10 protein-coding genes are annotated in these 13624 nt (G+C 72.6%); 1 reads left to right on the plus strand and 9 read right to left on the minus strand.

Features of this window, described 5'->3' with window-relative positions:
- The 9 genes from HF999_RS10535 to mqo form a co-directional block, all read right to left on the minus strand.
- A partial coding sequence (locus tag HF999_RS10535) for an MFS transporter (RefSeq protein ID WP_246207618.1) occupies positions 1 to 1977 on the minus strand: 1977 nt, incomplete at its 3' end.
- Positions 1978 to 2211: 234 nt separating this feature from the next.
- Positions 2212 to 4572, minus strand: a complete 2361-nt coding sequence (locus HF999_RS22800) for an MFS transporter (protein ID WP_281347345.1) — start codon at positions 4570 to 4572, stop codon at positions 2212 to 2214.
- 85 nt (positions 4573 to 4657) lie between these two features.
- Entirely contained in the window at positions 4658 to 5893 is a 1236-nt protein-coding gene (gene cobA, locus HF999_RS10545) for a uroporphyrinogen-III C-methyltransferase (protein WP_168545840.1), read from the minus strand.
- Positions 5894 to 5923: 30 nt separating this feature from the next.
- A complete protein-coding gene (locus HF999_RS22215; protein WP_210733702.1) occupies positions 5924 to 6547 on the minus strand; it encodes a DUF4822 domain-containing protein in 624 nt (207 codons plus the stop codon).
- A gap of 63 nt (positions 6548 to 6610) precedes the next feature.
- Positions 6611 to 7972, minus strand: a complete 1362-nt coding sequence (locus HF999_RS10555) for a cobyrinic acid a,c-diamide synthase CobB (protein WP_312854095.1) — start codon at positions 7970 to 7972, stop codon at positions 6611 to 6613.
- 55 nt (positions 7973 to 8027) lie between these two features.
- A complete protein-coding gene (cobO, locus tag HF999_RS10560) occupies positions 8028 to 8645 on the minus strand; it encodes a cob(I)yrinic acid a,c-diamide adenosyltransferase (protein WP_168545842.1) in 618 nt (205 codons plus the stop codon).
- Between the two features lie 13 nt (positions 8646 to 8658).
- Positions 8659 to 10515: a VWA domain-containing protein gene (locus tag HF999_RS10565; RefSeq protein ID WP_168545843.1), complete on the minus strand. Its 1857-nt coding sequence runs from the start codon at positions 10513 to 10515 to the stop codon at positions 8659 to 8661.
- Positions 10508 to 10954, minus strand: coding sequence for a GNAT family N-acetyltransferase (locus tag HF999_RS10570; protein WP_168545844.1), 447 nt, complete (start codon positions 10952 to 10954; stop codon positions 10508 to 10510). The genes HF999_RS10565 and HF999_RS10570 overlap by 8 nt, the downstream gene beginning before the upstream one ends.
- A 4-nt stretch (positions 10955 to 10958) precedes the next feature.
- Positions 10959 to 12455, minus strand: coding sequence for a malate dehydrogenase (quinone) (mqo, locus tag HF999_RS10575; protein WP_210733703.1), 1497 nt, complete (start codon positions 12453 to 12455; stop codon positions 10959 to 10961).
- Positions 12456 to 12628: 173 nt separating this feature from the next.
- Between mqo and HF999_RS10580 the strand changes: the two genes are divergently transcribed.
- Positions 12629 to 13621, plus strand: a complete 993-nt coding sequence (locus tag HF999_RS10580; RefSeq protein WP_168545846.1) for an alpha/beta hydrolase — start codon at positions 12629 to 12631, stop codon at positions 13619 to 13621.
- Positions 13622 to 13624 lie beyond the last annotated feature (3 nt).

A 13624-nucleotide genomic window follows, 5' to 3' on the forward strand; every position in this document is an offset into this window, starting at 1 on the left:
GGGCGGACGCTCCAGGTCGGCGCTCTCGCGCTGGATCGGGCCCGACGGGCGGGCCAGGCCGGCGAGGTCGGCGCCGGGCTGCGAGGCCGGACGGGGCAGCGGGTCGCTCGGGTGCGAGTAGGCCTGCGGCGGCGCCGACGGTGCCGGGCGCCGGCCGGGCTGCCCCGGGGCCGGGCGGTGCGGACGCGCCGCGGGGAAGTTCTGCGTGGGCGGCTGGGGGGCCTGCGGTGCGGCACCGTCGACCTGGCCGCGCTTGATCGCCCGGAAGCGGTCGGTGAAGTACACGGGCTCCGGGTCGCCGGGCCGCTCGTTGTAGGCGCGGTCGAAGTCCTCGCGGCGGATCGCGGCGAACGAGCCCGAGGTGACATCGCCCTCGATGGGCTCCCAGTCGTCGTCGACGTCGTCGTCGTCCTCGAAGGCCTGCGCCGGGAAGGACGTGGACGGGATCGCGCCGCCGGACTTGCTGGACTCCTGGGCCGCCTGCCCCTCGGCGACCTCCTCGGGGGTGAACCGCATGAACGGCACGACCACCAGGCCGGCGACGATGAGGATCACCGCGCACGCGATGAACGCGAGGCCGTAGCCGGAGGCGAGCGCCTTGAGCTGGTCCGCGTGCACCGCCGGATCGGAACTGAGCTCGCCGCTGGTGGGCCCGCCGTCCGCCATGATCCGCGAGGTCACGGCGACCTGGACCGACGCCAGGCCGATGATGCCGCCCAGGTTCTGGCACACCTCGACGAGCGCGGACATGGGGCCGATCTCGGTGGGCCGCACGCCCGCGAGCGCACACAGCGGCAGCGGGATGATCGCGAAGCCCACACCGATGCCGATGAGGAACACCGGCACGCCGATGTACGGGAAGTAGGTGACCGAGGACGGGTCACGGGTCATCAGGGTGGGCACGTACAGGCACGGCAGGAAGACGATGACGCCGCCCAGCAGCACGAGCCAGCGCGCCTGGTACTTGAGCACGAGCTTCGATGCGACCAGGGTCGAGATACCCATGCCCACCGCGAACGGGACGAGCGCGAGGCCGGACTGCAGCGGCGTGTACCCGAGCACCTGCTGGAAGGTGAGGGCGACGTAGAAGCCGAGCGTCGGGATCAGGGCGCCGCACACGAGGATCGCGATCATCGCGGCCACGCGATTGCGGTTGTGGAACAGCGAGAACGGCAGGATCGGGTTCTTGGCCGTCCGCTCGACGTAGAGGAAGGCCACCAGGCACACGGCGCTGACGGCGGCCGCGGCGTAGACCGCGGGGCTCTGCCAGTGCGATTCCGGTCCCGCGGTCAGCGCGAACACGCCCGTGACGCACCCGGCGACCGCGAGGATCGCGCCCTTGACGTCCAGCGCGTGCCGCCGGTCGGACATCGACTCCTCGAGCGCGAACCGCCCGCCGATCACGCAGGCGACGCCGACCGGGACGTTGATCCAGAAGACGAGGCGCCAGTCCCAGGTCGCGAGGAGACCGCCGGCGATGAGGCCCGCGACCGAGCCGAGCCCGCCCATCGCGGCGAAGATGGCGAACGCCTGATTGCGGGCCTTGCCGGGCGCGAAGGTGGTCGCGATGAGTGCCAGCGCCGTCGGACAGGCGATCGCGGCGAAGAAGCCCTGCCCGGCGCGGGCCGCGAGCAACCACACCTCGTTCGTCGCGAAGCCGGTGAGCAGCGAGGCGAAGGTGAAGCCGCCCACGCCGAGCATGAACATCCGTTTTCGGCCGAAGGTGTCGCCGAGCCGGCCGCCGAGCAGCATGAAGCCGCCGAAGGTGACCGCGTAGGCGCCGAACACCCACACCTTCGCGGCATCGGACAGGTGCATGGCCTCCTGGATGCGCGGCATCGCCACGAACACCACGGTGCCGTCGAGCACGGCGAGGAACATCATCCCGGACAGCACGACGATGGCGATGCCGAGAGCGCTGCCCTTGACGCGATAGGTCTGCGCCGGGCCGCCGGGGGCCATCGTCGTGGAAGTCATGGAGTCCGAGGCTACCGGCTGATAGAAGGTGCCCGGAAATCGTTCATGCCGATTTTCGCAACCCGAGTTACTGGAGTGACGAATATTCCGTGCAGTCAGCACCCATTTCCGACGGCTGTTTCCGCAGACCACAGGGCCGATCCGGGGATCGGGAGCCGGGCGGGCCATCGGAAGATCACAATTCGGACGACACGCCCCCGCCGACGGCGCTCGACCGCGGTCTCGACCGGACCTTCAGTCCTCCCGACGGTGCCGGCGCGCCCGGCTCACGCGGTCCGCCTGCTCCGAGGACTCCGGATGGTGCATGCCGTCGGGCGCGGGCGCGGCGTGCCGGCCGCCGCCCTCACTCGGGGCCGGCGCAGGCGCCCGCTGGGGCGCGGGCCGCGGATCCTGCGGCTGCGGGCCCGACCCGCGGTACTGCGGGGGCTGATTCTGCGCGGGGCGCGGCATCGTGCCGCTCGGGCGTTGGATCGGCGGGCCGGCAGGGGGGACCCGGCCGCCGGGCCGGTGGATCGGGGCGCTCGGCCGGTGGATCGGGGCGCTGGGCCGCTGCGCGGGTACGCCGGGCGGGTACGGCTGCTGCGGTGCCTGCCCTCGCCCCTGCTGCTGCGGGGGCGCGGGTGGGCGCGGCAGGTCCGCGCTCTCGCGCTGGATCGGTCCGGACGGGCGGGCCACGCCGGCCAGATCGTCGCCGGGCGCGCCGGTGCGGCGCGGCAGCGGGTCACTCGGGTGCGCACGGGCGCGGTCGGGATCCGACGGTGTCGGCCGCTGCGGCCGCGCCGCGGGGAGGTTCTGCGTCGGCGGCTGCGGGGCCTGCGCGGGTCGCTGCGGAGCCCGCGGCGGCTGTGCCCCGGGCGCCTCGACGGCGGAGCGCTTGATCGCGCGGAACCGGTCGGTGAAGTAGACGGGTTCCGGGTCACCGGGCTTCTCGTTGTAGGCGCGGTCGATATCCACTCGGCGGACCACCGGGATCGGGCCCGAGGTCACGTCGCCCTCGATGGGCTCCCAATCGTCGGCGACATCGTCGTCGTCCTCCTCGAAGGCCTGCGCCGGGAAGGAGGTCGACGGGATCGCGCCGCCGGACTCGCTGGACTCCTTGGCCGCCTGGCCCTCGGCGATCTCCTCCGGGGTGAACCGCATGAAGGGCACCACCACGAGGCCGGCGAGGATCAGGATCGCCGCGCACGCCAGGAACGCGAGCCCGTAGCCGGAGGCGAGCGCGTGGATCGCCTCGCCCGTGAGCTCCTTGTGCCGCAGGTGCCCGGTGGTGGGCCCCTGCTCCGCCATGATCCGCGAGGTCACCACGACCTGCACGGACGCCAGCCCGACGATGCCGCCGAGGTTCTGGGCCACCTCGATCAGCGCGGTCAGCGGGCCGATCTCCGACGGTCGCACGCCGGCGACCGCGCCCAGGGGCAAGGGCACGACCGCCAGGCCGACGCCGATGCCGATGAAGAACACGGGCAGCGCGATCTGCGGGAAGTAGGCGATGGTCGCGGGCGCCCTGCTCATCAGGGTCGGCACGTAGACGCAGGGTAGGAAGACGATCACACCGCCCGCGGCGACCAGCCAGCGCGCCTGGAACCGCCGCACGAGCGAGGCGCTGACGGCGACCGAGATGCCGAAGCCGACGGCGAAGGGCAACAGCGCCAGACCCGACTGGAAGGGCGAGTACCCGAGCACCAGCTGGAAGGTCAGCGCCACGTAGAAGCCGAGCGTCGGGATCAGGGCGCCGCACACCAGGATCGCGACCATCGCCGCGACCCGGTTGCGGTTGTTGAACAGGGAGAAGGGCAGGATCGGGTTCTTCGCCGACCGCTCGACCCAGAGGAACAGTGCCAGACACACGACGCTGACCGCGGCGGCGACGTAGACCGCGGTGCTCTGCCAGTGCGCCTCCGGGCCCGCGGTCAGTGCGTAGACGCCGGTGACGCAGCCGGCGACGGCGAGCACCGCGCCCTTCACGTCGAGGGCGTGCCGCCGCTCGGACATCGCCTCGTCCAGGGTGAACCAGCCGCCGATCGCGCAGGCGATGCCGACGGGGACGTTGATCCAGAAGATGAGGCGCCACTCGATGGTGGCGAGCAGGCCGCCGGCCACGAGGCCGGCGATGGAGCCGAGCCCGGCCATGGCGCCGAACACCGCGAAGGCCTGATTACGGGCCTTGCCGGGCGCGAAGGTGGTCGCGATCAACGCCAGCGCGGTCGGCCCGGCGATGGCGGCGAAGAAGCCCTGGCCGACGCGGGCGGCGAGCAGCCACACCTCGTTGGTCGCGAATCCCGCGAGCAACGAGGCGATCGTGAACCCGACGACGCCGAGCAGGAACATCTTCTTGCGGCCGAAGGTGTCGCCGAGGCGGCCGCCGAGCAGCAGGAACCCGCCGAAGGTCAGCGCGTACGCACCGAACACCCAGACCTTGGAGGCGTCCGAGAGCCCCAGGGCGTCCTGGATCTCGGGCATCGCGACGAAGACGACGGTGCCGTCGAGCACCGAGAGGAAGATCATCCCGCACAGCACGAGGATCGGGATGCCGACGGCGCTGCCCTTGACGCGATAGGTCTGCGCCGGGCTGCTGGGCGCCATCGTAGAGGTCATGATGCCCGAGGCTACCGAGTGAGCAGGCGGATTCGGAAGTCGATCCCGGTCACGAGTGGGGCACAAGTTGCTGAAGTGACAGGTGTTATGCCGGATCGGCGGCGGTGAATCCCGCCGTCGTCCCGACCACCAGCACCGCGGGCGGCTTCACCTCGGCGGCGGCCGCGTCGGCCGCGATGGTGGCGAGCGTGCCCCGGACCGTGCGCTGCCCCCTGGTCGTGGCGTTCTCGACGACGGCCGCCGGGGTCTCGGCGGGGCGGCCGCCGGAAATCAGGGCCGCCGCGATCGCGGCGAGCCGCTCCACGGCCATGAGCACGACGACGGTGCCGCGCAACCGCCCGAGCGCGTCCCAATCGACCAGGCTGTCCGGGTGACCGGGGGCCACGTGCCCCGACACGACGACGAACTCATGGGTGACGCCGCGGTGCGTCACCGGGATCCCGGCCGCCGACGGCGCCGCGATCGACGACGTGATGCCCGGGACCACCGTCACCGGCACGCCCTCGGCCGCGAGCGCCTCGAGCTCCTCGAACCCGCGGCCGAAGACGTACGGGTCGCCGCCCTTGAGCCGGACCACGAACTTCCCCTCGCGCGCGCGGTCGATGAGCACCTGATTGATGGCCTGCTGCGCCATCGCGCGGCCGTACGGCACCTTCGCCGCGTCGATCACCTCGACGTGCGGCGCGAGCTCGGCGAGCAGCCGCGGCGGCGCGAGCCGGTCGGCGACGACCACGTCGGCGAGGGCCAGCAGCGACCGCCCGCGCACCGTGATCAGGTCCGGATCGCCCGGACCACCGCCGACGAGCGCCACGCTCCCCGCCAGTCCCGCCTTCCGGCCCTCGGTCGACGGCGCACCGTCGGACTCCCCCGTGAGGACCGCGCGCAGGCCGTCCCGGACGGCGGCGGACCGTCGGTGATCCCCCGACGCGAGCACGCCCACCTGCAGCCCGTCGGCGGCGACGGTGGCGGGCGTGACGGCGGTGCCCTCGCGAGCGAGGTCGGCCCGGACGCAGAAGGTCCGCTGCACCTCGGCCTCCGCGACGACCGCCGCGTTCACGGCGGGGTCGTTCGTGGCGGCCAGGACGTACCAGGCGCCCAGGAGGTCACCGGGGGCGTACTCGCGGCGATGCCAGACGATGCCGGGCGTGGACTCGACGGCGGGCGTGGCCTCGGGGGCGATGACGTGCACGTCGGCACCCGCGGCGAGCAGTACGGGCAGGCGGCGTTGCACCACCGTGCCGGCCCCCACGACGACGACACGGCGCCCTCGCAGATCCAGACCGACGAGGTAGGGATCGTGCGGGGCGCCGTGGCTGTTCATTCCGCTCAGTTTAGTGAGCGGCCGGGTCGACTACGCGCGCGGCTCGGCGTGCTTGGTCGCGGTGTGCACGATGTCGAAGTACACGGCCTTGTTCGAGGCCTCGGGGTACACCCGGTAGGTGAACTCCTTCTCGGTCAGGGCGACGATCTCGACGGTGCGCTTGTACTGCACGCTGCCATCGGCGTTCAGCGCGGTGATCTCGCGCGTCGTGCCGTCGGCCGAGACCGTCCACAGGCCCTTGCCCTTGGCGCTGTCGTCCAGGTTGTAGAGGGTGAAGGTGCCGTCCTTCTTGAAGTACGCCCAGCCCACGTAGTTCTTGACGTCCTTGTCGGTCAGCGCGACCTTGGCGCCCTTGGCGTCCTTGGCCGAGGTGGTCTCCCACGCGGTCGAGGCGAGGATCGCGCTCGGGGTGCCGGCCTTGACCGGGACGGCCTTCGGAGCGGCGGCCTTGGCCGACGACGGGGCGGCCTTGGCGGAGGACGGCGCGGCCTTGGCCGACGACGGGGCGGCGTGGCTGGGCTTGGCCGAGGCGCTGGGCTTGGCGGACCCGGAGGGCGAGCCGGGGGCGGCGTAGGAACCGGCGGCGCAGGCGGAGGTGGCGACCACGGCGGCGGCGGCGAAGGTGACGGAGACGAGCTTGAGCGAGGTGTGCATGAGGCTTTTGTACAGGAACCTCTCAGCCTGCGCGAGACCAGCACTCAGGGTGAGACGAATTCCTCATTCGACGGCCCTGACCAGCTGTTCTGTCATCTCGGGGTATCCGGCAGGGTGCACGTGGAGATACGAGGAGTGCACTGCGGACGAGACGTATCCGTCGGTCGTCGGGACCCCGTCGCCGTCCCGCCATCCCCACGCCGGCGAGCCCCCCGGGGCGGCGCCGCCGACGAGGGCCGTGCGGTGGAACTCGTGCCCCGTGACTCGCCGCCCCGCCTCGAACAGCGGGCTCGGTGCGAGGGCCACCGCGTCCCGGTAGCCGAGCCGCAGGCGCCGGGTGAAGGTCGCCGTGCCGGGCACGATCCCGCACATGGGCACACCGTCGAGCGACTGGGCGAGGTAGAGCAGGCCCGCGCACTCCGCGTGCACGACGCCGCCCGCATCCACGAGGGCGCGCAGCTGGGTGCGCAACACGGAGTTGGCCGACAGCTTCTCGGCGTAGACCTCGGGAAAGCCGCCCGGGAGGACGACCGCGCCCGCCCCCTCGGGCAACTCGTCGGTGAGCGGGTCGAAGCGCCGCACCCGCGCGCCCGCGGCGCGCAGCAGCTCCTCGTGCTCGGCGTAGCCGAAGCTGAACGCCGGACCGCCGGCCAGGGCCACGACCGGGTCGCCCACACGCGCCACCTCGTCCGACGGTGACCACACCGGCCCGTCCGCGACGGGTCGCGCGAGCTCGCGGATCCGCTCGACGTCCACGTGGCCTGCGACCAGCTCCGTCATCGCGGCGACGGCGTCGACCGCGTCGGCGCCGCGCTCGGCGGCGGGGATCAGCCCGAGGTGCCGCGCGGGAACCTCCAGCGCGGCGTCGCCGGGCACCGCGCCGACCGCCTCGAGACCGGCGTGCGCGCAGGCGTCCCGGAGCACTCGCTCGTGCCGCGCGCTGGAGACGCGGTTGAGGATGACGCCCGCGAGCGCGACACCGGGCCGGTACGTGGCGAATCCGGCGAGGAGCGCCGCGAGGGACTGCGAATGGCCGCGCGCATCGACGACGAGCAGGACCGGGGCGCCGAGGATCTCCGCCACATCGGCCGTGGACCCGATGCCCTCGATCGCCGCGCCGCCCGGGCCGTCCACGATCCGGCCGTCGAACAGGCCCATCACGCCCTCGACCACCGCGATGTCCGCGCCCCGCGCGCCGTGCCGGTACAGCGGCGCGATCCGGTCCTCCCCGCACAGCACCGGGTCGAGATTGCGGCCCGGCCGGCCGGTGGCGAGCGCGTGGTAGCCGGGATCGATGTAGTCGGGGCCCACCTTGAAGGGCGCGACGGCGCCCGTCCGTGCGAGGGCCCCCATCAGCCCCGTCGCGATCGTCGTCTTGCCGCTCCCCGACGACGGGGCCGCGATCACGACCGCGGGAGCTACCACTCGATCCCCCTGCTCTCCCCGACCACCGCGACTCCCGAGATCCCGGAGCCGTTCCTCACCACTCGATCCCCCTCTGCCCCTTCCTACCCACATCCATCGGATGCTTCACCTTGGTCATCTCGGTGACCAGGTCGGCGGCGTCGAGGAGGGCCTGCGGGGCGTCGCGCCCGGTGATGATCACGTGCTGGTTCCCGGGGCGGTTCACCAAGGTCTCGACCACCTCGTCGACGTCGATCCAGCCCCACTTGAGCGGGTAGGTGAATTCGTCGAGGACGTAGAAGCGGTGCTGCTCGACACTGAGCCGGCGCGCGATCTCGCGCCACCCGTCGCGGGCGGCCTCCGCGTGGTCCTGCTCGGCATCGTCGGAGCGGCGCAGCCACGACCAGCCCTGCCCCATCTTGTGCCACTCCACGGGCCCGCCGGCGCCGGTGCGCTCGTGCAGCTCATGGAGCGCGAGCATCGTGGCCTCCTCGCCGACCTTCCACTTCGCGCTCTTGACGAACTGGAAGACGCCGATCGGAAAGCCCTGGTTCCAGGCCCGCATGGCCATGCCGAACGCGGCCGTCGACTTCCCCTTGCCCGGACCGGTGTGCACCGCGAGCACCGGCTGGTTGCGGCGCTGCCGGGTGGTGAGCCCGTCCTGCGGCACCGTTTCGACCTTGCCCTGCGGCATGGCTTCTCCTTCGTCAGGCCGCGCGGGCCAGGTCGGTGGGGCGCAATCCGTCGAGCGGGAGCATCGTGGCGCCGAGGGCCGCCGCCACCTTCGCGGCCAGACCGAGCCGGACCACGGAGGTCTCGCAGTCCACGACCACGCTCGCACGGGCGTCCGCGTGCAGACCCGCGGCGGCGGCCAGCGCACGCGGCAGCGGGTCGCGGCCGGCGGTCGCGCGGCCATCGGTGAGCAGCACGACCAGCGGGCGCCGCGCATCGGGCCGCAGATCCTCGCGACGCAACAGCTTCCGCGCCTCGATCAGGCCCTCGGCGAGCGGGGTGCGGCCGCCCGTGCGGGCGCGGGCGAGCCGGCCCACGGCCACGTCGACCGACCGGGTGGGCGGGACCAGCAGTGTCGCCTCGGTGCCGCGGAAGCCGATCACCGCCACCTTGTCGCGCCGCTGGTAGGCGTCGCGGAGCAGCGAGACCGCGGCCTCGCCGACCAGCGCGAGCCGCTCCCGTGCCGCCATCGAGCCGGACAGGTCCACGACGAACACGACGAGGTTGCCCTCCGTCGCCTCGCGCACCGGGGACCGCAGGTCGGACGGGGCGAGGCGCAGCGGCCCGTCGGATCTGCCCCGCGCGGCCTGTTCCGGCGCGGCCGCCCGCAGCGTCGCGGCCAGGTGGAGGCCGGAACCGGTGCCCGCCGGCGCGGCGCGGACGACGCTGCCGCGGTCGGAGCGGGTCTTGGAGCGGCGTCCCGTCGCCCCGCCGGTCCCGGTGCCGGGCACGGTGAGCTTCGCGACGGTGCGGTGCCGCGCGGTCGGGAGCGGGGCGTCGCCGGCCGATTCCCGGTGCTGTTCCTGCGATCCCGCCGAATCGGGCCCGGACGGCGGCGGTTCCGGGGTCTCGCCGCCTCCGGGTCCGTCGGGATCGGGGTCCGGCTCGGGTTCCGGGTCCTCGCCGGCGCGGGCGTCGTCGAAGGCGCGGTCGAGCTCGGTGTCGTCGAGGCCCGGCTCGTCGAAGGGGTCTCGGCGCTTGCGGTGCGGCAGGGCGAGCGCCGCGGCCGCCCGGACATCGTCCTCGGTGACCTCGGCGGCGCCGCGCCAGGCGGCGTGGGCCAGCGCGGCGCGGGCGATGACCAGGTCGGCGCGCATGCCGTCCACGTCGAACGCGGCGCACACCGCGGCGATGCGGCGCAGCTCGGCGTCGGGCAGCGCGACGCCCGGAAGCCGGTCGCGGGCCTCGCTGATGCGGCGGGCCAGGTCGGCATCGGCGTCGGCGTACTCGGCGGCGAACGCCGCGGGGTCGGCCTCGAAGGCCAGGCGTCGCCGCATCACCTCGACGCGGACCTCCACATCGCGGCTCGCGTGCACGTCCACGGCGAGCCCGAAGCGGTCGAGCAGCTGCGGGCGCAGCTCGCCCTCCTCCGGATTCATGGTGCCCACCAACACGAACCGGGCGGGGTAGGCGCGGGAGATCCCGTCCCGTTCGACGGTGACGCGCCCCATCGCGGCGGCGTCGAGCAGGACGTCGACCAGGTGGTCGGAGAGCAGGTTGACCTCGTCGACGTAGAGGATGCCGCCGTCGGCGTCCGCGAGCAGGCCGGGCGTGAAGTCGACCGCACCCTCGCCGAGCGCGCGGTGCAGGTCGAGCGAGCCGACGACGCGGTCCTCGGTGGCGCCGATGGGCAGCTCCACGAGGCGGGCGCGCGCACCGTCGGGCCGGGCGGGCAGCAGCGGGGCGAGCGCCCGCGCGGCGGTGGACTTGGCAGTGCCCTTCTCGCCGCGCACGAGCACGCCGCCCACGGCGGGCGCGATGGCGCACAGCGTCAGCGCGAGCCGCAGCTCGTCATGGCCCACGACCGCGCTGAACGGGTAGCGGTCAGTCACGTGCCGGCCTCCTCATCGGGACGTGCGGGATGCCGTCCTCGACGAATTCGTCACCCTCGACGACGAATCCGTACCTCGCGTACATCGGTTCCAGGTGGGACTGCGCCTCCAGGAGGCACGCCCGGTCGCCGAGCTCGTCGATCGCGGCCGCCATCAGCAGGCCGATCAGCCCCTGCCCGCGGGCCGACGGTGCCGCGCACACCCTTCCGATCCGGGCCAGGCCCGGTCCCTCGTCGGTGAGCCGCACCGTCGCGACGACGTCAGCGCCGGGCCCGGGCGCACCGTCGGGCAGCCAGAAGTGGATCGTCGACGGATCGAGGTCGCGCCCGTCGATGTCGAGCCAGGGACTCTGCTGTTCGGCGATGAACACCTCCGCGCGCAGCTTGAGCAGTGCGTGGAGGGTGCTCGCATCGAGCTCGTCGCCGGGTGCGCGGCGCACGACGCTAGGCCTGTGCGTCGGCCCCGACGCCCGGGGCCAGCTGCAGCGTGCGGTCGGTCCACTCCCAGACCTGGGTGAACAGCTGCTTGTTGTCGTTGAGCGTGGTGCCGTACGACGGAATCATCTCCTGCAGCAGCGGCTTCCACGCCTGCATGTGCTTGGGGAAGCACTTGCTGAGCACATCGAGCATCGCCGGGACGGCGGTGGAGGCGCCGGGCGAGGCGCCGAGCAGACCGGCGATGGACTCGTCGGCGGCGGCGATGACCGCGGTGCCGAACTCGAGGTTGCCGCCGCCCGGGCCCTTGCGGATGACCTGGACGCGCTGACCGGCGGTGATGAGCTCCCAGTCCTGCCCGTCGGCGCGGGGCACGAACTCGGAGAGGGTCTTGACGCGGTCCGCCGGCGACTGCATGAGCTCGCCGATGAGGTACTTGGTCAGGCCCATCTCCTTGAGCCCCACGGCCATCATCGGCAGGAGGTTGTTGGGCTTCACGGACAGGGGCAGGTCGGTGTACTGGCCGGCCTTGAGGAACTTCGGCGAGAAGCCGGCGTACGGGCCGAACAGCAGGCCCTTGTTGCCCTCGATGACGCGGGTGTCCAAGTGCGGCACCGACATCGGGGGCGCGCCCACGGCGGCCTTGCCGTACACCTTCGCGGCGTGATGGTCGATGAGCTCGGGGTTGCTGCAGCGGAAGAACTGGCCCGAGACGGGGAAGCCGCCGAAACCCTTGGCCTCCTTGATGCCCGACTTCTGCAGCAGCGGCAGCGCTCCACCGCCGGCACCGACGAAGACGAAACGCGCGTCCACGTAGGACACCTCGTGGGTGCGCAGGTTCTTGACCGTCAGGCGCCAGCCGTCCTTGGTGCGCCCCAGGTTCGTCACCTTGGTCCCGAAGTGGACGGCGCCGCCCTTGCCGACGAAGTTGATCAGCTTCTTGGTCAGCGAGCCGAAGTCGACATCGGTGCCGCCCTCGTACCAGTTCACTGCGACCGGGTCGCCGAAGTTGCGGCCCGCGGCCATGATCGGCAGGCGCTCGCTGAAGGTGGCCGGGTCGGTGAAGAACTCCATGCCCTCGAACAGGGTCTGCCCGGAGAGCGCGTCGTAGCGCTTGCGCAGGTACTCGACGTTGTCCGCGCCGTGCACGAAGCTGGCGTGCGGGATGGGGTTGATGAAGTCCGACGGGTCGTCGAGGACTCCGGCGTCGACCGCGTACGACCAGAACTGGCGCGAGACCTGGAACTGCTCGTTGATCGTGATGGCCTTGGAGATGTCGACGGAGCCGTCGGCGGCCTGCGGGGTGTAGTTCAGTTCGCAGAGCGCGGAGTGCCCCGTACCCGCGTTGTTCCACGGATCGGACGACTCGGCGGCGGCGGCATCGAGCGCCTCGAACACGGTGACCGACCAACTGGGCTCCAGCTTGCGGATCAGGGTGCCGAGCGTGGCGCTCATGATTCCCGCTCCGACGAGCGCGACGTCCGTGCTGATCACGTTACGGGCCATCTGGTAGTTCACTCCTCGACGTGGGGCGGGGCCGCAGCATCGGGGCCCCCTTCTGGGCGAGAACCTTACTCTGGCGCAGTCCGACGGTGCGCGGCACACCGGGCAGTCCGACGGTCGCCCGCACTCGTGTCTCCCGGTGACCCGGATCCGGCCGCGCTCACTACAGTGAAGTCGTGGCGACCACTGAGCTGACCTACTCCCCCGACATCCTCGGCGACGACTTCGTCGCCCACACCTTCGAGCTGGGACCGGACCCGGACGGCGAACCGGGCGGCGATGTCGTGGCGACGCTGGTCAAGCACGTCGCCGGCCCCGAGGACCCGCAGCACGCGGTGCTCTGGGTGCACGGCTTCTCCGACTACTTCTTCCAGACCGGGCTCGCGGAGTACTTCGCCGACCGCGGTTACGCCTTCTACGCGCTGGACCTGCGCAAGTGCGGACGCTCGCTGCGAGAGGGCCAGTCCGCGCACTACGCGACCGACTTCACGGTCTACGACCGGGAGCTGGACCTCGCGGTCGCGGCGATCGAGCAGGAGCACCCGGGCCTGGGCATCGTGGTGGCGGCGCACTCCACCGGCGGCCTGATCACCCCGCTGTGGCTGGATCGGCGCCGCAAGGCCGGCCGGACCGCCCCGATCATGGGCCTCGTCCTCGACAGCCCCTGGTTCGACCTGCAGGGCTCGGTGGTCCTGCGCGAGGTCGCGACGCCGGTGGTCAAGCTCATCGGCAAGGCCGTCGGCACCCGACCCGTGCCGGTCGAGGCGGTCGGCGTCTACGGCCAGACCATCCACGTCAGTCAGCACGGCGAGTTCGATTTCGACGTCCGCATCAAGCCGATCGAGGGGTTCCCGGTGCGCTTCGGCTGGCTGCGCGCGGTCCGCGTCGCGCACAGCCTGCTGCACCGCGGCCTGGACATCGGCGTCCCGTCGCTGGTGCTGCGCTCGACGAAGAGCTTCGCCCCGAAGGAGTGGAGCGAGGAGGCGGCCCGCGCCGATGTCGTGCTCGACACCCGGCAGATCGCCAAGTGGTCCGGCGCGCTCGGCGGCCGCCTCTCCGTGGTCCCCGTCGAGGACGCCAAGCACGATGTCTTCCTCTCCGTGCAGCCGGCGCGCGATCGCGCCTACGCGGAGCTCGGCGCCTGGCTGGCCCGGGAGATCGAGGCCTGACAT

Origin of the sequence: Tsukamurella spumae (genome assembly GCF_012396015.1) — a bacterium.
GTDB lineage: Bacteria > Actinomycetota > Actinomycetes > Mycobacteriales > Mycobacteriaceae > Tsukamurella > Tsukamurella spumae.